The organism is Gordonia liuliyuniae, from assembly GCF_021739025.1.
Classification (GTDB): Bacteria; Actinomycetota; Actinomycetes; order Mycobacteriales; family Mycobacteriaceae; genus Gordonia; species Gordonia liuliyuniae.
In genome coordinates, this window is sequence record NZ_JAKKOT010000003.1 from 388,837 (window position 1) to 407,139 (window position 18,303).

General features: G+C 69.1%; 16 protein-coding genes (1 of these 16 only partly in view). 14 read left to right on the forward strand and 2 right to left on the reverse strand.

Going from position 1 to position 18,303, the window contains the following annotated elements; genetic code table 11:
* From L5G28_RS06520 to L5G28_RS06555, 8 genes are all read left to right on the forward strand, one after another.
* Positions 1 to 695: the 3' portion of a non-ribosomal peptide synthase/polyketide synthase gene (locus L5G28_RS06520; protein ID WP_237000815.1), read on the forward strand. It extends 25,024 nt beyond the left edge of the window; 695 of the gene's 25,719 nt are visible here — the last part of the coding sequence; the start codon falls outside the window, past its left edge; its stop codon occupies positions 693 to 695.
* Positions 688 to 6,510 carry a non-ribosomal peptide synthetase gene (locus L5G28_RS06525; RefSeq protein ID WP_237000816.1) on the forward strand — a complete coding sequence of 1,941 codons (5,823 nt, stop codon included), beginning with the start codon at positions 688 to 690 and terminating at the stop codon, positions 6,508 to 6,510. The genes L5G28_RS06520 and L5G28_RS06525 overlap by 8 nt, the downstream gene beginning before the upstream one ends.
* A gap of 109 nt (positions 6,511 to 6,619) precedes the next feature.
* Positions 6,620 to 6,841 carry an MbtH family protein gene (locus tag L5G28_RS06530; RefSeq protein ID WP_237000817.1) on the forward strand — a complete coding sequence of 74 codons (222 nt, stop codon included), beginning with the start codon at positions 6,620 to 6,622 and terminating at the stop codon, positions 6,839 to 6,841.
* Between the two features lie 267 nt (positions 6,842 to 7,108).
* Entirely contained in the window at positions 7,109 to 7,462 is a 354-nt protein-coding gene (locus L5G28_RS06535) for a hypothetical protein (RefSeq protein WP_237000818.1), read from the forward strand.
* Between the two features lie 126 nt (positions 7,463 to 7,588).
* On the forward strand, positions 7,589 to 8,827 hold the full coding sequence (locus tag L5G28_RS06540) for a sensor histidine kinase (RefSeq protein WP_237000819.1): 1,239 nt from the start codon (positions 7,589 to 7,591) through the stop codon (positions 8,825 to 8,827).
* Complete coding sequence (locus L5G28_RS06545; RefSeq protein WP_237000820.1) at positions 8,824 to 9,885, forward strand: hypothetical protein; 1,062 nt, start codon at positions 8,824 to 8,826, stop codon at positions 9,883 to 9,885. The genes L5G28_RS06540 and L5G28_RS06545 overlap by 4 nt, the downstream gene beginning before the upstream one ends.
* Positions 9,882 to 11,084: a sensor histidine kinase gene (locus tag L5G28_RS06550; RefSeq protein WP_237000821.1), complete on the forward strand. Its 1,203-nt coding sequence runs from the start codon at positions 9,882 to 9,884 to the stop codon at positions 11,082 to 11,084. Before L5G28_RS06545 ends, L5G28_RS06550 begins: the two co-directional genes overlap by 4 nt.
* Positions 11,081 to 12,232 carry a DUF8320 family protein gene (locus L5G28_RS06555; RefSeq protein WP_237000822.1) on the forward strand — a complete coding sequence of 384 codons (1,152 nt, stop codon included), beginning with the start codon at positions 11,081 to 11,083 and terminating at the stop codon, positions 12,230 to 12,232. Before L5G28_RS06550 ends, L5G28_RS06555 begins: the two co-directional genes overlap by 4 nt.
* A 30-nt stretch (positions 12,233 to 12,262) precedes the next feature.
* Here the strand turns inward: L5G28_RS06555 and L5G28_RS06560 are convergent, their stop codons facing one another.
* Positions 12,263 to 12,772 carry an MTB12 C-terminal domain-containing protein gene (locus tag L5G28_RS06560; RefSeq protein ID WP_237000823.1) on the reverse strand — a complete coding sequence of 170 codons (510 nt, stop codon included), beginning with the start codon at positions 12,770 to 12,772 and terminating at the stop codon, positions 12,263 to 12,265.
* Between the two features lie 124 nt (positions 12,773 to 12,896).
* Here L5G28_RS06560 and L5G28_RS06565 point away from each other — a divergent pair, with 124 nt between their 5' ends.
* Together L5G28_RS06565 and L5G28_RS06570 are read left to right on the forward strand one after the other, a co-directional pair.
* Positions 12,897 to 13,283: an ArsR/SmtB family transcription factor gene (locus L5G28_RS06565; RefSeq protein WP_237000824.1), complete on the forward strand. Its 387-nt coding sequence runs from the start codon at positions 12,897 to 12,899 to the stop codon at positions 13,281 to 13,283.
* Positions 13,276 to 13,776 (forward strand): SRPBCC family protein, encoded by a 501-nt coding sequence (locus L5G28_RS06570; protein ID WP_237000825.1) that lies wholly within the window; start codon positions 13,276 to 13,278, stop codon positions 13,774 to 13,776. Before L5G28_RS06565 ends, L5G28_RS06570 begins: the two co-directional genes overlap by 8 nt.
* A 28-nt stretch (positions 13,777 to 13,804) precedes the next feature.
* On the opposite strand, the gene L5G28_RS06575 is transcribed toward L5G28_RS06570, so the two are convergent.
* On the reverse strand, positions 13,805 to 14,554 hold the full coding sequence (locus tag L5G28_RS06575) for an acetoacetate decarboxylase family protein (protein WP_237000826.1): 750 nt from the start codon (positions 14,552 to 14,554) through the stop codon (positions 13,805 to 13,807).
* A gap of 137 nt (positions 14,555 to 14,691) precedes the next feature.
* Between L5G28_RS06575 and L5G28_RS06580 the strand changes: the two genes are divergently transcribed.
* From L5G28_RS06580 to L5G28_RS06595, 4 genes are all read left to right on the forward strand, one after another.
* Positions 14,692 to 15,357, forward strand: coding sequence for a response regulator (locus L5G28_RS06580; protein ID WP_237000827.1), 666 nt, complete (start codon positions 14,692 to 14,694; stop codon positions 15,355 to 15,357).
* A 151-nt stretch (positions 15,358 to 15,508) separates the two neighbouring features.
* Positions 15,509 to 15,892, forward strand: coding sequence for a response regulator transcription factor (locus L5G28_RS06585; protein ID WP_237000828.1), 384 nt, complete (start codon positions 15,509 to 15,511; stop codon positions 15,890 to 15,892).
* Between the two features lie 148 nt (positions 15,893 to 16,040).
* Positions 16,041 to 17,144 carry a sensor histidine kinase gene (locus tag L5G28_RS06590; protein WP_237000829.1) on the forward strand — a complete coding sequence of 368 codons (1,104 nt, stop codon included), beginning with the start codon at positions 16,041 to 16,043 and terminating at the stop codon, positions 17,142 to 17,144.
* Positions 17,141 to 18,199: a DUF8320 family protein gene (locus tag L5G28_RS06595; protein WP_237000830.1), complete on the forward strand. Its 1,059-nt coding sequence runs from the start codon at positions 17,141 to 17,143 to the stop codon at positions 18,197 to 18,199. Before L5G28_RS06590 ends, L5G28_RS06595 begins: the two co-directional genes overlap by 4 nt.
* Positions 18,200 to 18,303 lie beyond the last annotated feature (104 nt).

Below are 18,303 nucleotides of genomic sequence, written 5' to 3' on the forward strand. Positions count from 1 at the left end.
CGGCGCTCGCCGTGCTGGTGTCGCGGCTGGCCGCGACCGACGATGTCGCGGTCGCGACCCCGATCGCCGGTCGCGGGCAGCGTGAGATCGAGCCGTTGGTCGGCATGTTCGTCAACACCCTGATCCTGCGGACGCCGATCCGGCCGCGGACACGGTTCGCGGACCTGCTCGCCGACGTCCGTGACACCGACGTGGAGGCGTTCGACCACGCCGACGCACCGTTCGAGTCTGTCGTGGAGCGGGTGCAGCCCACCCGGTCCGAGGCGTTCGCGGCGCTCGCGCAGGTGATCGTGAGCCTCACCGATACCACCGCGTCGGGCGATGCGCCCGAGGTGGCAGGCCTGTCGGTGTCGGCCGTGCAACCGCCGGTCGTGCCCGCGAACTACGACCTGTCGGTGACGGTCGAGGCGAACCGGGGCGGCGACTGGGCGGTCCGGATCGTGTATGCGACCGACCTGTTCGACGAAGCGACCGCGACAGTGTTCGGCGACCGCTTCATCACGATGCTCGACGAGTTCGCCACGAACCCGGACACGCCGATCTCGGCGGTGCCGTTGATGACACGCGCCGAACGCGATCAGGTACTGCGGTGGTCGCGGGGACCGGAGCCGACCGGTTCGGCGCGCACATTGCCCGCCCTGAACACCCGAGTCCAGGAGAACACCCGAGTACAGGAGGTGGATCAGCGTGACTGATCGAGTACGCGAGGAGACGTCGCAGCCGGTTCCGGGCATGGTCGCGCCGATCGTGCCGACCGACCGCGCGGCGATCGTGTTCGGCGAGCGCACCGTGTCGTACGGCGAGTTCGCCGATCGGGTGTCGACGCTGGCCCGCGCACTCATCGATGCGGGCGTCGGACCCGAGGTGGCTGTCGGCGTCCAGATGGACCGCTCCGTGGAGCTCATCGTCGCACTGCACGCGGTGTCGGCGGCGGGTGGGCAGTTCGTGCCGATGACCACCGACCTGCCCGACGACCGCTGCCGGTACATGGTCGAGACCGCGGGCGTCGCGCTGGTGCTGACCTCCGGTGATCCGCAATCGGTGCGCGACCGCTATCGCGGTCTCGCACCGGTGGTGGTCGTGGACTGCTCATCGCCGGCGGAGGCCGCCGCGCCGGTCCGGGACGAGGAGCGGTCGGGGCCGATCCGTCCGGACACCGCCGCCTACACCCTGTTCACGTCGGGATCGACAGGCCGCCCCAAGGGCGTGACGGTCTCGCACGCGGCGATCACCAACCGGCTGGCGGCGGAAGCGTCGCTGGGCAAGTTGACGACCAGCGACGTGGTCCTCCACAAGGCGCCGATCACGTTCGACATATCGGTCGTCGAGATCTTCGGGACCATCGCGACCGGGGCGACGCTCGTGGTGGCAGCGCCGGGCGCGCACGGCGACCCGACGGCCCTCGAGCACGTGATCGGTCGGACGGGCGTCACTGTCGCCTTCTTCGTCCCGCCGATGCTCGCCGCGTTCTGTGACGTCCTCGGCGACCGCGTCAGCACCCTCACGTCACTGCGCCGGATCACGTCCGGCGGCGAGGCGCTCGCCGCGGAACTCGTGTCTCGGGTGCGTCGGTCGCTGCCCGCCGTGCGATTGGAGAATCAGTACGGGCCGACCGAGGCGGCAGTCGACGTCACCTCCCACCACATCGTCGACGATCGTCCGACGGTGCCGATCGGGAGCGCGCTGCCCGGAGTGACGACCTACGTACTCGACGACGCGCTCGGAGTGGTGCCTGTCGGGGTGCCGGGCGAACTGTATCTCGGTGGCCCCCAGGTGGCCCGCGGTTACGCGTCCCGCCCCGACCTCACCGCCGAACGTTTCGTCGCGGACCCGTTCGACGTGGCAGGCGGGCGACTGTATCGGACCGGCGACCGGGTCCGCTGGAACGCCCGCGGCGAGATCGAATACCTCGGCCGCGTCGACTTCCAGGTGAAATTGCGCGGCCAGCGCCTGGAGATCGGCGAGGTGGAGGCGGCGCTCGCGGCCGTGCCCGGCGTGGTCCACGCGGCGGCCGCCGTCGTAGAGGCTCCGGGCGGGCCGCAACTCGTCGGATACCTCGCCCCGGACACCGTCGACGAGGCCGACGTCGCCGCGACGCTCGCCGAGCGGCTGCCCGACTACATGCGACCGACCACGTGGGTCCGGCTCGCGACGATGCCGTTGGGCGCCTCCGGAAAGGTCGACCGTCGCGCACTGCCGCGGCCGGAGTTCGGGAGCACCGAATACGTGGCGCCCGTCGGCGACGCCGAGGCCCTGGTCGCATCGGTCTTCGGCGACCTCCTCGGCCAGGACCTGGTGAGCGTCGTCGAATCGTTCTTCGACCTCGGCGGCAACTCGCTCGCCGCCACCCGACTCGCCGCGAGGGCAGCCGAAGCCCTCGACACCGAGGTGAGTGTTCGCGACGTGTTCGACGCGCCGACCGTGCGGGAACTCGTCGCGGCGGTCGCCGGCCGTGCGCGTGCCGCCGCGCCGATCACCGCGGTGGTCCCGCGACCGGCGCACATCCCGCTGTCGTTCGCGCAACAGCGGATGTGGTTCATCAACCAGCTCGAACCCGACTCCGCCGCGTACAACATTCCGCTCGCGGTGTGGATCGACGGCGACCTCGACGACGACACCTTCCGGGCCGCGCTGACCGATGTCCTCACCCGCCACGAGGTGCTGCGCACGGTGTTCGCCACCGGCCCGACCGGGAACGGGCAGCAGGTGATCACGCCGATCAGTCGGCTGACCGACCTGCTCGACGTCGCGGTCGTCGACCGTCTCGACGATGTGCTCGCCGCGGTGCACGCCGGGTTCGACGTCCGAACCGACCTTCCGATCCGAGCGCGTCTCATGCATCAAGGCGACCGGACGGCGCTCCTGCTGGTACTGCACCACATCGCGGGCGACGGACAGTCGCTCGCGCCGCTGCTACGCGACGTGGTGACCGCCTACCTCGCGCGGGCCGCGGGCTCGCCGCCGGCGTGGGAGCCTCGCCCAATCGAGTTCGCCGACTTCGCCCTCTGGCAGCACCGCGAACTCGGTTCCGTCGACGACACGGATTCGGTGGTCGGACGACAGCTCGACTACTGGGGCCCGCAGTTGACCGGACTGCCGGACGTCCTCGACCTGCCGACCGACCGGCCGCGACCCGCGGTCGCGACGATGGCGGGCGCGAAAGCAGAGTTCACCGTTCCCGCAGACGTAGCGGCCCGAATCAAGACGTTCGCCGCGCGTGTCGATGCGACACCGTTCATGGTGGTGCACGCCGGTCTCGCCGCGGTGCTCGCTCGCCTGGCGGCCGTCGACGACGTCGCCGTCGGAACACATGTCGGCGGCCGTGGGCAGGCCGTCCTCGACGATATGATCGGCATGTTCGTGAACACGCTCGTCTTGCGGACTCAGGTGCGGAGTTCGATGAGCTTCACCGAACTGGTGCGACAAGCACGAGGCGTGGGACTGGACGCGCTGGCAAACGCCGACGTCCCGTTCGAATACCTGGTCGAGCGCCTGGACCCGGCTCGATCGCAGGCGTTCGCGCCGCTCATGCAGGTGCAGCTCTCGTTCGACCAGGACAGCGGGGCAGATGTCGAACGGACTCGCTCCCTCGACGTCGCCGGGCTGACGGTGACCCCGATCGACCCGGGCGCCCCCGTCGCACAGGTCGACCTGACCGTCGGTGTCTGGACCGCGGGCGACGGCGAGGACTGGGCCGGCTCGATCATCTACGCGACCGACCTGTTCGACGAGTCGACGGTCGTCGCGTTCGCCGACCGCCTGGTGCGAATGCTCGACGACCTGACGGCGACACCGGACCGAGCGGTCGGCGACGTCGACTTGCGGACCGACGATGAACGGCGCGAGACCGACCGACTGGCCGTCGGAGCCTCCCACGACGTGGCGCCGTCCGTCCTGCCGGACCTGCTGTACTCGCAGATCGAGGCGTCGCCCGCAGCGACCGCCATCGTGTACGAGGGGCGGAGCATCGACTATGCGGAGTTCGGTGCATGGGTGAGCGCGCTGGCCCGCGACCTGATCGACGCGGGAGTCGGCCCCGATCGGGCGGTCGCCGTCTGCATGCCGCGCACGGTGGAGATGGTGCTGGCGATCCATGCGATCGGCGCCGCAGGCGGCGCGTACGTACCGATCGACACCGACGCGCCGAGTGAGCGTGTCGACTACATGCTCGCCACGTCGGGTGCGGCCACCGTGCTGGTGTCGGCGCACGCCGACGTCAGTCCCGCTATCGCCGAACTCGGCTCCACTGTGCGGATCGTGTCGGTCGACGCGCACAGCGCAGTCGATCGCGGCGACCCGCGGACGCTCCCGGTCACCGATGGCGACCGGATCTCGCCGCTGCGGACCGACAACGCCGCGTACACCCTTTTCACGTCCGGATCGACGGGCCGCCCCAAGGGCGTCACTCTGTCGCACCGGGCGGTCGTCAACCGGCTGTGGTGGGGACTCGACGAGATGCCTCTCGATCGCACCGACGCCGTGCTGCTCAAGACGCCGTACACGTTCGACTGCTCGGTCCCGGAGATCTACGCGCCGCTCATGGTCGGCGCCCGCATGGTGGTCGCGAAGGCCGACGGGCATCTCGACCCCATGTACCTGTGCGACGTCATCACCGAGACCGGCGTGACGATGGTGCACTTCGTTCCGTCCATGCTCGCCGTGTTCCTCGACATCGCAGGCACCGAACGCGTTCGCGCGCTCACGAGCATCAGGTACGTGTCGACGACGGGTGAGGCGTTGCCCCCGTCGGTCGCCGCGCAGACTCGGTCCGCGCTTGCTCACGCCGCGCTCTACAACCTGTACGGCCCGACCGAAGCCGCAGTGGAGATCACCTTCGCGAACGTGGTGTCGGCGCACGCCGACGACAGCACCGTCCCGATCGGCGTCCCGGTGTGGAACTCCACCGCGTACGTGCTCGACGACCGGCTCCGACCCGTCCCGCTCGGCACACCCGGCGAGCTGTACGTCGGCGGCGTCCAAGTGGCGCGGGGGTACGCGGACCGTTCCGAACTGACAGCTGAGCGTTTCGTCGCCGACCCGTTCGGGATGCCAGGCTCGCGCCTGTACCGGACCGGCGACCTCGTGCGACACGGTGCGGGTGGAGCCCTGGAGTACTTGGGTCGCACCGACTTCCAAGTGAAGCTCCGCGGCCAACGCATCGAACTCGGTGAGATCGAAGCGGTGCTCAACGGCATCGACTCGGTGATGCACGCGGCCGCGACGGTGGCGACGGCACCCGGTGGCGGCGACCATCTCGTCGCCTATCTCGCCGGTGTGCCGGGCCAGGACGTCGACCTCGACGACGTTCGCGCGCAGACCGCTCACTCGTTGCCGGAGTACATGCGCCCGACCGTCTGGACGGTGATCGACGAGATCGTGTTGAACACGGCGGGCAAGATCGACCGCAAGGCGCTGCCGACACCCGACTTCGCCGCGTCGGACGAGGAGTACGTCGAACCCGACGGTGACGCGGAGACGATTCTCGCCGACATCTTCGCCGACGTGCTCGGCATCGAGAAGACGTCGGCCACGGCGAGCTTCTTCAGTTTGGGCGGCAACTCATTGTCTGCCACCAGGGTGCTTGCCGCCGTGCGTGAACGACTCGACCCAGACGCGCAGCTGGGCTGGCTGTTCGACGACCCGACCGTCCGCGGGCTCGCGGCGCGGATCGACGCGCAGCAGCGAGGTGTGGACGCCGGTGCGTCGGTGCTCCTCGGCCTGCGGACCGAAGGCCGCCGACCGCCGTTGTTCTGTGTCCATCCGGCAGGCGGCCTGGCGTGGTTCTACGGCGGGCTGGCGCCGCACCTCGCCGACCGCCCCATCTACGGGCTGCAGGATCCGGCGGTGGTCGCGGGCGAACCGGAACTGGCCTCGATCACCGAGCTGGCGAAACGCTATGTCGACGAGATCCGGCGCGTGTCGCCGACCGGCCCCTACCACCTGCTGGGCTGGTCGCTCGGCGGCCTCGTCGCGCACGCGATGGCAGTCGAGCTCCAGGGCCGCGGCGAGACGGTCGACTTCCTCGCGGTGATGGATGCTGCGCCCGCGGGCGACGATGACCTGCCCGCCCATCACCACGCGGCCCCGGCGTCTGAGACGTCGGCGCAGGACGTCGTCGGCGACCTGCTGGGCGGTTGGCGCGAACTGTTCAACCTTCCGGAGGAGTCCTCGGCGGCGGGGGCAGACGATGTCGCGGACGTGGTGCGGACGTCGATCGTCCGCACCGGACTGTTGACGGAGGACCAGGTCCAGCGGGTGATGGACAGTTTCGTGCGCTCAGATGCGATGACTCCGACGCACCGGGCCGACGTGTTCGACGGGCCGTTGCACCTGTTCACTGCGGTGCGTGACAAGCCGGAAGGGACGGACCTGGCCGCGCGGTGGCGGCCGTTCGTCTCCGGACGAGTCCTCGGCACCGACGTGGACACACACCATCTCGGGATGGCCGACGAGGACTCGTTGGCGGTGATCGGACCGGTGATCGAGGCTGCGTTGCACCGGCTGAGATGACGGCGCGTCCGCGTCGGCGAGGGAGCGCGACACCGCAAGTGCATGACGCGCCGCGGCGGTAACCTACTGGAGAATTGTGCACGAATGCGTGCATGGAGAAAGGACAGACATGACCAACCCGTTCGATGACGAAGACGGCCGGTTCTACGTGCTTGTGAACGAGGAGAACCAGCATTCGCTGTGGCCGACGTTCGCCGATATCCCGGCAGGCTGGACCAAAGTGTTCGGCGAGGACTCGCGTGCTGCGTGCCTGGAATACGTGGAGAAGAACTGGACCGATCTGCGTCCGCAAAGTCTCATCGACGCGATGGAAGCCGACAAGTCAAAATAGCCTTGGTGGACGTAGCGAGCCGTTTTGGGGTAACGGTTTCATAACAGATTTGTACGTTCGAACGACAAGGATCCTTGATCGCCCCAGGTCATGGAATCTGGAACGATTGCGATTCAGTTGATCGAATGAACAAGTTTGCTGGTCGTGAGCTGTGAAGTCTAGCGGGTGAGTCATCCCTAAGTTACGCTGACGTAGGGCCCAAGGCGTACAGCCTTTCACCGGCAGGTGCGGCGCTTGGGGGACGCAGTGAGACGGAGGGATCGGGCGATGGGCACGACCAATCAAGCCATTCGCGATCGGTGGATTGCCGACCTGTGCATCCATGTGGCAGACCGGTCGGAGACCGGCAGCTGGATGGTCGCGGTCCGACATAGCGGCGACGCCGTGACCTTCGGCGCTCTGGAAGCAGCGATCAACGACTACCGACGCATCGTCGGGACACACGGGATGTCCCTCGAAAGCGCTCTCACCGGTGCGCTGCTTCATACCGCGCCGAGCCTCGTCGACCTCGAACCCGCCGAGCGCGCCAGCGTCGTCGACCAGATGATTCGCTGGCTCGGCCGCGATGTCGCCGCCGCACCGGCTGTGACTGCGGCGCCGACCCTGCGATCGGTCGGCTGACTCGCACACCCCGCACTGACTTCGAATCGGTCCGCCGGTCTGATTCAGACCGGCGGACCGATTCGTTTCTGCGGCGCAGCCCCTCATGCGATTATGAGGTGCCGAATCGAGAGGAGCGCGCCGCGAGTGTTCACCGATCAGCCGAACATGCCTCTCGTACGTCGGCTCGCTACCGTCGTGAGCGGTGCCGAGACAGGCCGCTCGTCCCTGCAGACGCTCCAGGCGGTCGGATCGGCGATCGCCGGCGCCGCATACTTCGTCTACCTGATCGCGGCCACCAGTTCGTTCGCCAGGTTCGGCGGTCTCGCCGCATCGTGGTGGCTCCCGCTGAGCATGGTCGTCGTGGTGGCGAGCGGACTCGGCCTGTTCTGGGTGGGAGTCAGCGGCCGACTCGACCGTCTCCTGCCCGTCGCCGCCGCCGCCGCGATCGCGTACCTGGTCCTCATGACGTTGTGGTTCGTCGCGTGGAACGGGACGTCCACTCGGAGCGGCGACGCCGACCCGACGATCATCGTCTGGTTCACGATCATTCCCGCGCTGGCGTGTCTGGCGCTGGTCCTCGCCGAACGACCCGTCCTGGCGGTCACCAACCTGGTCGTCGCAGGCGCGCTGAGCGAAGCCGTCGCCTCGGCGGGCGACTACGGTCTGGACACGGTCCTTCGGTCGGTGTGGTCGATCGCGTGGTGCGCGGTCTTCCTGGCGATGGGCGCCACCAGCGTCGCCTTCGCCCGCCGACTCGATCAGACCCGGTCGGCGACCGTGGCGGCCGCCCGCGACCTCGCACGCGAGGACATCCGCGACATCGAGAGCCGGCGCGCCGACGCTCTCGTCCACGACCGGATCATCGCCTTCCTGCTCGCCCTCCCGCCGGGGCGCCCGACGTCTGCGACGAGGTCCGCGGCAGCGGCGGTACTCCATGAACTCGACCACTGGTGGGACGAGCCGATCGAGGCGGACGCCCCGGTCGACGCTCGAGAGTTCGTCCAACGACTTCGGACCACCGTGGCGCGGCTGGGCGCCGACGTCGCCGTCCGCGCGGACGTCGATGCGTCGGTCACGGCTCGCTATCACGGCGACACGACCCCGGCGCTCCTGGACTCGGCGGCCGAAGCCGTCCGCAACTTCCACCGGCACGCGGGTGCGGAGGCATCGTGCGTGGTGCTCGCCGTGGTGCATGACGACGAGATCACCGTGACCGTCGCCGACGACGGCATCGGCTACGACCCGGACGAGACTCCACCCGGCAGGCTCGGCGTCTCGTTCGGCATCACCGGCCGCATGGCTGCCGTCCCCGGCGGGTCGAGCAGCGTCCTCAGTGCGCCCGGCCACGGCACCCGCGTGCGTCTGCGGTGGGAGAGGCCGTGAACCCGTCGATCGGTGAGCGGCTCGGGCGACCGCCCGCCGTGCGGATGCTCGTCCTGGGTGTCGTCGTGATCTACTTCGCCGCTCTTGGCGCGTACACCGTGCACAGTGGGATCGAGGTCGGGTTCGACACGGTGAGCTGGATCGGCATGAGTGCGGCGTTCGTGCTGTTCGTCGCTGCGGCGGTCCCGCTGAGCAGCACGATATTCGCGGAGCTCACCGACGCCCGGGCGCGGGCGATCGCGCTCCTGACCGTCGGTGGCGTCGCCGCGACATGGGGATCGGCCGCGTACGCTCACGCACCCGGTCTCGCCGCCTACCAGCCGATGCTGGCCACGGCCACCGTGGTCGCGGTGATCCTCATGTTCGGAGGCCGCGTTGCCTTGGTGTGGGCGGCGATCTCCTCGAACATCACAATCGGGCTGATCCTCGGCCCGTTCACCGAGTCGGCACGGTGGTTCAACGCGGTCCTGCCGCGTGCGAGCCTGACGATCCTGTTCGTCGGGACCTGCGGAGCCGTTCTACTCGGCCCGCAGATGGCGGAGATGCGGGCCCTCGGGCGCCGGCAGCGGGCCGACGACAAGGACGTGCAGGACCGCCGCCACGACGCCGCCGACCGCGAGGACCGGATTCGGCGGATCGACGACCGCGTCCGACCGCTGTTGAGTCGTATCGCGGACGGGCACGAGGTGACCGACGACGACGTCATCGATGCGCGACTGATGGAAGCGAAGCTGCGCGACGGCATCCGCGGTCGTGCGTTGGACGTGCCACGGGTGCGTGCCTCGGTCTGGGATGCGCGACGTCGGGGTGTATCGGTGGCGGTCCTCGACGACGGTGGACTCGACGCCCTCGGCCCGGACCGTTCGGCCGCCGTGGTCGAGGCGGCGGCAGTGGTGCTCGAATCCGAGCTGGCGACGCTGACGAGCGGCGACGTCGTCGCCCGCATCGCGCCCGCGGGGCGGGATCCCGTCGCGACCGTCGTCGTCGTGTCCGGAGCGATCCGGCGACGGATCGAACTGGGGGCCGACGGCTTCGTCGTGCGGACGGTCGAAGCGTGAACGAGTCCCGGATGCGTCGTGCCGCGTCGCTCACGGTGGCCGTCTGCACGATCGTCGTCTCGTGCGTATCGGTGATCCCGATGCGCAAAGGCGCGCAACTGACGGCGTCCTGGTGGACACCGGTGTCGGTGGCTGCTGTGGTCGTCGCCGCAGTGCTCCTGTTCGCCGCAGTGCTCCTGTTCGCCGGAGCCCTCTGGGGCGGGACCTCCTCCGGTCGCGCCGAGCAGCGGATCGGCGTCGTGCGGGCCACGATCGTGCTCCTCGCCGCCGTCGACGTCGTCATGCTCATCCTCTGGTTCCCCGCGTGGTCGGGGGCCGTGTCGGACGTCGGGGGATCACCGCCGATCTGGATGGCGAACAACGTGGCGCTTCCGGCGTTGGCGTTGGCCACCGTCTTTCCCGTCTGGTGGTCGCTCGCCTACGCGCTCGGCGGCCTCGCGCTCCTCGCCGCGGTCCAACAGCGGATCGGTTTCGGGGGACAGGGGTGGGACGCCTACCTCAATCAGGCGATGACGTTCGGCATGCTCGCAGTGTTCCTCACCATGCTCGGCACCGCGATGCACATGGCGCGCAACGTCGATCGCAGCCGGGGCGCAGTGCTCGCCGAGACTGTCGAGACCGCGACCGCGGCGGCCCGCGGAGCCGAACGTCGGCGAATGGACGCCGTCGTCCGCGACCGCGTCATCGGAGTGCTGCGCGACATCACTCCCGGACGTCCCGACGGCCGCCGCCGAGCCGAGGCGAAGATCGCCATGGACGAGCTCGACGGGATCGTCGCGGACGCCCCGGCGCGGCATCGGACCAGCGTCGCGGACGCCGTCGTCCGACTCCGCGAATCAGCGATCGCATTCGGCGACGACGTGCTCGTGGCGGTCGACGCCGCCGACGATGCCGTCGACCTTCCCGACGACGTCGTGGACATCCTGGGCGACGCACTGAACGAAGCAGTCGGGAACGCCGTCGCCCACGCGGGTCCGAACGCCTCGACGGCGGTCGTCGGACACATCGCCGCCGAGGGCATTCGGGTACGCATCGTCGACGACGGGTGCGGTTTCGACCTGGCCGCGATAGCCCCCGACCGGTCCGGGATCGCCGTCGGGATCACCGGCAGACTGGCCGGACTATCCGGTGGCCGTTCGGACATCCGTACCTCGCCGAGCGACGGAACGATGGTCTCCCTCGAATGGGTGCGCTCATGACTGCCCGCCGCGGGACAGCGAAGATCGGGACGGGACAGATCGGGACAGCGAAGATCGGGACGGGGCAGATCGGGAAGGGGCAGATCGGGTCTGGGCAGATGACGACGGATGTGGGCATGCCGGTGATGCTCGGCCTGCGGACCCGGCGGCTGCACGTGGCGGTGACCGGACTGCTCGTGGTCTATGTCGCGGTGCGCGCCACCGCGTTCGGCGACGCGAGGACACCGGCGCAGTGGGTGCTGGAGGCGGTCGCCGTGCTCGGACTGTCGGTGGCCGCGCACCGCGTCCTCCTCGGCGACGAGGACCCGCTGCCGTCGCGCAGCACGCTCGCTGTCGCCGTCGTCGGAGTCGCGTCCGTCGCCGCGGCGTGGTGGGCCACCCCGCTCGCCGCGGGCGTCTGGGTGCAGGCGGGCGCTCCGCTCGTCGTGTTCGCCGTCGTCGCGGGACTGTTGACGTTGCGCGGGCGTGCCGCCGCCGCGTGGACGGTGTGCGGCGCGGCTCTGGCGATCGCCGTGATCTGGTCGATGCAGCGCGGTGGCACCGCGGTCGCAGGCGGCCAGCTCACCGTGCGCATGGTGATGGCGTTGCTGCCCGCCACGCTGATGGCGTCGCTGGTGCGGCCGATGCTCCGGTTGACCGGTGCGTTGGAGGAGCGCCGAGTCCAGGCGGCTCGGTCGGCTGCCGTGACCGTTGCGACGGCGGCCGAACGCGCTCAACGACTCCGGCGTTTCGATGACGAAGTCCGCCCCTACCTGCAGCGAGTGGCCGACGGTGCGGAGTTCGACGAGGCGGCTGCGATGCGCGCGAGCCTGGTGGAGCACAACCTGCGGGACGCGGTGCGCGGCCGCGGGTGGTGGTCGGCGCAGACGAAGACGTCGTTGGCGGCGGCGCGCGGTGCGGGCGTCGCGGTGCGGGTCCTCGATGACAGTCGGACGGAGTTGTCCGCCGACGACGCCACGGTGCTGCACACCGAACTCGCCGCGACATTGGCCGCGGCGAGTTCGGGAGTGGTGACCGCTCGGATCCTGCCGAGCGGCCGCGAGGACGTCGCGGTGATCACCGTGGTGACCGCGGACGGAATCATCCGTCGGGTCGCCGGGCGTCGCAGTGGCGTCCTCGTCTGGCGTTCTGGAGGGTCGGTCGACTGACCGGCCAGCGCTTCTAAGTGCCGAGTGGCACTAGCGGCCGTGACCGGACATCTGTGAGGCGAGGTCCTGCACAGCAGTCGCCGACAGCTTCCATGTGCCGTCGACGTTCACGTACGCGAAGTCCATGTCGACCGGGGCTGGCGCGTGCGGCGACTTCACCGCAACGGTGGCGGTGGCCTTGTCGCCGTCGACCTTCACCGACTTCACGGTGTAGATGTCCGGCGTGTAACCGGCCTTCGACGAACCCTTGGCGTAGCCGACGAGAGCGGCCTTCACGCCGGGGTTCGTGATCTCGACGATCGCGTCCAAGTCCGCTTCGGGGGTCGCCGGGTCGACAGCGGTGCGCAGAATGGTCTGGGCCTGCGCGTTGTCGAGTTCAGCGGACTGTCCGGCGGACTGCTCGGCCGACGTCGACGACATCGCGGTCGAGTCTGCTGCGGTGTCGTCGTCTGACGAGCAACCAGTCAATGCGATGGCGGCGCCTGCGGCGAGAGCGACGACGCCGACGAGCGGGCGACGCCAAGCGGGAGAGACGGTCATGAGATTCCTTTCCTCGTGTGAGGTAAACCTAACATGACGGTCTTCTGGCGGAAGGTTCGCAGGTCGCTAACTATGCGAGTCCATTCGTCTTGAATACTTTCCCATATGGGAATATATTGTTGGCATGGCTCGAGCAGCGACGACGTCCGACGTCTTCAACGCGATCGCCGAAGTGCGGCGTCGGGACATTCTGATGCTGCTTCGGGGCGGGGAGCGTCCGGCGACCGCGGTCGCCGAGGAACTGGGGCTCACCCAACCCGGAGTGTCCAAGCATCTGCGGGTGCTCCGTGAAGTCGGCCTCGTTCGGGACCGTAGGGACGGCAAGCAGCGTCTCTACTCGCTCGATGCGCACGGGCTGCGATCAGTCCACGAGTGGGCCGGTGGATTCGAGCAGTTCTGGAACGAGAGCTTCGACCGGCTGGACGACTACGTGCAAGAACTCAAAGAGGAAGCACGAACTCGAGAAGGCAGCAACAACCCCAACAAGAAGGCAGGGCAAGTCGATGAGTGAGACCGAAACCGGTGCGGCACTGTCCGCAGGCGGCCGCGAGATCGTGATCTCCCGGGTGATCGATGCACCGCGAGAGCTGGTGTTCGAAGCGTTCACGCAGGTGCGTCACCTGTCGCGATGGTGGGGGCCGCACGGGTTCACGACGACTACGCGGGCGTTCGAATTCCGGGCAGGCGGAGTGTGGGAGTTCGTGATGCACGGACCTGACGGGACCGACTACCCCGAATGGATCACGTGGACGGAGATCGACTCGCCGGAGCGGATCGCCATGCTGCACGGCGAATACAGCGACGACCCGAACACGTTCGAGTCGGTGTTGACCTTCGAACCGATCGGGCAGACGACTCGGGTCGAGATGCGGACGGTGTTCGCCACCGAGGAGCTTCGCGACGAGGCGGTGCGCAAGCACGGTGCGATCGAGGGCGGCCGCCAGACGCTCGCCGGCCTCGCCGCCTACGTGGCCGAACTCGCCCGCGACGCACAGGCGCGCTGACGGCCAGGCGCGCCGTGGACTCCGGTGGTCAGCCGATGTCGACGGCGTCCTCGAACACCATCGACAGGTTCTCGACCGAACTCGTCATCAGGGCGTGCCGGGACAACTGGAGTCGACGCAGTTCGTCAGCCATCGGATGGTCACCGAGACGCAGCGTCGCTCCGCCGATTCGAGTGCGAGTGCCCGTCGTCGACGTCAACCGCCAGGGGGTGCGCCGGGTCACCGCGTCCAACTGCGCATACGACTGAAGCACCGCTTCGGACGTACTGTCCGGGACGCCGATTCCGCGTCGGACCGCCAGATCGACGATGAGCTTGCCGTCCTGACTCACCCGACCGGTCTTCGTCGCCGAGTCGTGGTCGACGTCGAAGTCGGCGAGCACCTTGGGGAAACCCCAGATCCCGCGCCCGGCGGCCAGGGTGAACTCGCCGTCGACCGGGAGTTCGTGGATGAGTGCGTGTGCGTCGCCCTTCACCAACGACCCGAGCGCGCGCAGCGGCGACGGCGCGGCACGGTCGGGATCCTGCACGAGGAAGCAGACGCCGAACTCGTTGTACGGACCGAGATCGCCGTCGACGTAATCGACGAACACGAGCATGCACATCGCGCGGCCGGGACGGACCCGCAACGGCGCCAGTTCGACGTCGCCCCGCGAGGCGATGGCGGACCGGACTGCGGACTCGGACGCGGTGAACCCGGCGACGAAGCAGCGGGCGGAACGGATATGGACGGGCATCGACACTCGCGTGCCGAGAACCTGGTGGCTCGAATCGGGCATGTCGTCGACGCTAGGCGAGCCCGGCGGGCTTCGTGGCCGATTCGATGAGGCGAGAATTGTCCGAGGTATCTACTACGTTGGGTAGAGGATTCCGATGAAGTGGTCGGAGCAGGGGCGAACAGCAGAAGGACGTCGTGATGACGGAATCGCAAACGGCAGTACGGGTGGGGATGGTCGACGACCATCCGTCACCGGTGTGGGGGATCGACCGGATTCTGGAACCTCAAGCCGACCTTGATTTCGTCTGTGCGGCAGCCACCGTGACCGAACTCCTCACGACCGCCGCCGATCTCGATGTCGTCATCCTCGATCTCCGACTCAACGACGGAACCACTCCGCGCGAGAACGTGGAGCGGCTCACCGAGCGGGGGATAGGCACCGTCGTCTACACCTCCGGCGAGCATCCGGACCTGTTGCGGTCCGCGGCGCGCGCGGGCACTCTCGGCGTCGTGCTGAAATCCGCCTCGGAGGACGAGATCCTGGACGCGGTCCGTGCCGCGGCGGCGGGCGAAGGCGTCATCACGACCGAGTGGGCCGCGGCCGTGGACGGCGACCCCAATCTCGACGCTGTCGACCTGAGTCCGCAACTGCAACGGGTGCTCACTCTCTATGCGTCCGGGGGCACGTCGACGAGCGTGGGTCGGGAGCTCGGCGTCGCTCCCGACACCGTGAACGAATACCTCAAACGCATCCGGCAGAAGTACGCCGACGCCGGGCGGCCGACCCACACCAAACTCGACCTGTTCAAGCGCGCAGTCGAGGACGGGTGGTTGCCGATGCCGCACCGCGCGCGAGGCGAGTGACCCCAGTCCCGGTGTTCAGATAACCGGTGTCACCAGCTCTGGGTCTACCGCGGGATGTCGTGTGTTCGTACGGTTGTATTTGAGCCTGACGTGATGAATGCCGCACGTAGGTGTTTCACCCCGTTGGTCGGTTTCTCACAGGAGGACTCCCATGACCGCTGCTCCCATGACCGCTGCCCCCAAGCCCCTTACTCAGGTCGAGCCGATGAGCGCACCGAGTCAGACGCCGGTCGTCTCCCTCAGCAGCCCCGCCCAGCACAGACCCGCGGGCGTGCCACCGTTCTTCGCCACGGGCGACCCCACGCTGGTTCGGCCCGCGTTGTCCTCGCGCGAAGTCGAGGTGCTGCTCGCGTGGCTGGCCTCCGAGTCGAAAGAGGATGCGGCGGCGCGTCTGTTCATCTCGGCGTCGACGGTCAGTACGCACATCTCGCGGATCCGCGCGAAGTACGGCGCCGTCAGACGGTCCGCGCCGACCAAAGCGCACCTGCTGGCACGTGCCCTGCAAGACGGATACACCACGCTCGACGTCTGGTGACCGGTCCGGCGACCACCAGCTGAGGCGCCGCGTGGCGACTGTCTCTGCACTCAGACGATTGGCCTCGAGGCCGTCCCCGGACGGTGTCGAGGCCAGTCGCCGTCGTGGGCGCCGGCCATCGGTCGAACACGACCGCATCGTCATCGTCATGGCGACGATCATCGCCGTCGGATACGTCGTCTACCTGATCGTGACGCTGCCCGCGATGCTCGTCGAGGCCAACGGAGTGGTCGCGGGCTGGTATCCGATCGTCGGCACGATCCTCGCGTTCGGTCCCGGCCTGGCACTGCTCGCGGTCCGGTGGGCGCGGGCCCCGCAACGTCGCGCGCTCGTCACCGCGATCGCTTGTCCGGTCGGCGCCGTGGCCGCCGCCGGGGTGTGGGGGCTGGCCGGTGTCGGCGAGTCGGCCGAGCCCGCCGTGTGGATGCTCGACTTCGTCGGGCTGGCCGCGGTCGCGGTGGCCATCGTCCGACCAGTACGCGAAGCGCTCCTCGTGCTCGTCGTGTGCAAGAGCGCCGCGGCGTACACCGCGCTCGCCCACAGCCCCGGCGTCGATGTCGGGGCGATGGCCCGCGAAGCGGTCTTCGGGATGCTGTTCACCTCGGCGTTCGTCTACGTGACGTCGATGGTGGTGCGTGCTGGCGCATCGTTGGACGCGTCCCGGTCCGAAGCCGCCGACCTGGTGGCGGCGAGCGTGCGTAACGACGAGCTCACCCGGTTCGACGGGTTGATCCACGACCACGTCATCTCCACCCTCGTCGCCGTCGGCGCCGATCGGCGAGACCCGAGAGTCGTCGACCTCGCGTCGTCTGCGCTGGCGCGACTGGACGCACTCGCCGGCCACGACGGCGACGACGAACAGGTGTCCGGCACCGAGCTCGTCGCCCGGATCCGCACCGCGATCGACTCGACCGTCGAGACCGTGGTCCACGTCGACACGTCGACGGCATCGTCGTTCGATTCGTCGACGGTCCGCGCACTGTCGGAGGCGGTCGGCGAGGCGGTCCGGAACTCCCGAACACATGCGGGCGCCGACGCCGACGTCATGGTCGCCATCGACGTCGCAGACGGTCGAGTGTCGGTGGTGGTCGCCGACGACGGGATCGGATTCGATCCCACCGAGGTCGCCAACGACCGACTCGGCCTGCGATCGAGTGTGCGGTACCGGATGGACTCGGTGGGCGGCTGGTCTCGGGTGCGCAGCGCACCCGGGCGGGGGACGACCGTCGAGGTCGGCTGGGCGCGACCGTGACCGGGCCGGACATTCAGGTGCCAGACATCTGGTGGCGGGGACGTCCGCGCGACGACGCGTCGGCGATCGTCGGGTTGCAGACGCCGCAGGTGATGATCGGGGCGGTCATCGTCTGGGCAGGGTTCGTCGTCCTCGGTCTCAGCGGAGGAGGGCTCCAGTGGCCGGCCCTGTACGCGGTGTCGTTCATCGGCACGGGGGCGGCGTGGGCAATCGCGCTGCGCGCTCCCGGCACTCCGATGGCTCGGTCGTCGGCGGCCGCTGTCGTGGTCCTCGAGACCGCAGCCGTCGTCGGGGTGATTGCGGCCGTCGAACCTCTGGTGCGCGGACCGCTCATGCCGTGCGCGGGCGCCACCGCGATCGTCGGCGCCCTGCTGTGTCTGCGGGGGAGGGTCGACGTCGCGTGGATATCGTTCGTGGTCTCGACCTCGGCCATCGGGGTGGCGGGGATGGTCCGCGCCGACTCCGGTGAATATCTGGTGATCATGACCCCGGGCAACCTCGGGGTCCTCGTCCTGATGACGGTGTTCGCGACGGTGATCGGCCCGCGCGCCGAGCAGATCTTCGCGCTGCGTCGACAGGCTCGCCGGGAGAGTGCGGCGTTCGCCGTCCGCGCCGTCCGCGACCAGCAGTTGGCGCGTCTGGACGAGCGAGTGCGGCCGCTGCTGCAGTCGATCGCGGCGGGGGAAATCCTCGACGACGAGCAACTGGCGCACTGCCGGCTCGTCGAAGCCCAGCTACGGGACCGGATCCGCGCACCAGGACTCGATGTTCCCGCGCTGGCAGACGCCGCATGGGCGGCGCGCAAGCGCGGGGTCCGCGTCCTCCTCCTCGACGACCACACCGACCCCACCGTCGCGGACGAGCCCACGCTCGCCGTCGTGGGCGACGATCGTGCCCGACTCGTCGAGAGGGTGTGGGCCGCGGGGACGGCCGCGCTCGATCAGGCGGAGCCAGGCGCAGATGTCACCGTCCGGCTGCTGCCCGCCGGACGTGCGGTCGCGGCGACGATCTCCGTCGCCGCCGACGGCACGGTCAGCTTGCAGGAGTTCGCGTGAACCCTCATCGGACTCGACTCGCTCGGGGCGGCTCGTGATTGACGGTGGCTAGGAATTTGTCCCTGACCGGCCGTTTCGCCTACACTAGAGCGGTTGCCTGCGGT

What these genes read in the sequence shown, in the direction of transcription:
- L5G28_RS06530 (WP_237000817.1), top strand. Translation starts at nt 6,620, where the DNA reads ATGACCAACCCGTTCGATGACGAAGACGGCCGGTTCTACGTGCTTGTG.
- L5G28_RS06535 (WP_237000818.1), top strand. Translation starts at nt 7,109, where the DNA reads ATGGGCACGACCAATCAAGCCATTCGCGATCGGTGGATTGCCGACCTG.
- L5G28_RS06555 (WP_237000822.1), top strand. Translation starts at nt 11,081, where the DNA reads ATGACTGCCCGCCGCGGGACAGCGAAGATCGGGACGGGACAGATCGGG.
- L5G28_RS06560 (WP_237000823.1), bottom strand. Translation starts at nt 12,772, where the DNA reads ATGACCGTCTCTCCCGCTTGGCGTCGCCCGCTCGTCGGCGTCGTCGCT.
- L5G28_RS06565 (WP_237000824.1), top strand. Translation starts at nt 12,897, where the DNA reads ATGGCTCGAGCAGCGACGACGTCCGACGTCTTCAACGCGATCGCCGAA.
- L5G28_RS06570 (WP_237000825.1), top strand. Translation starts at nt 13,276, where the DNA reads ATGAGTGAGACCGAAACCGGTGCGGCACTGTCCGCAGGCGGCCGCGAG.
- L5G28_RS06575 (WP_237000826.1), bottom strand. Translation starts at nt 14,554, where the DNA reads ATGCCCGATTCGAGCCACCAGGTTCTCGGCACGCGAGTGTCGATGCCC.
- L5G28_RS06580 (WP_237000827.1), top strand. Translation starts at nt 14,692, where the DNA reads ATGACGGAATCGCAAACGGCAGTACGGGTGGGGATGGTCGACGACCAT.
- L5G28_RS06585 (WP_237000828.1), top strand. Translation starts at nt 15,509, where the DNA reads ATGACCGCTGCTCCCATGACCGCTGCCCCCAAGCCCCTTACTCAGGTC.
- L5G28_RS06590 (WP_237000829.1), top strand. Translation starts at nt 16,041, where the DNA reads ATGGCGACGATCATCGCCGTCGGATACGTCGTCTACCTGATCGTGACG.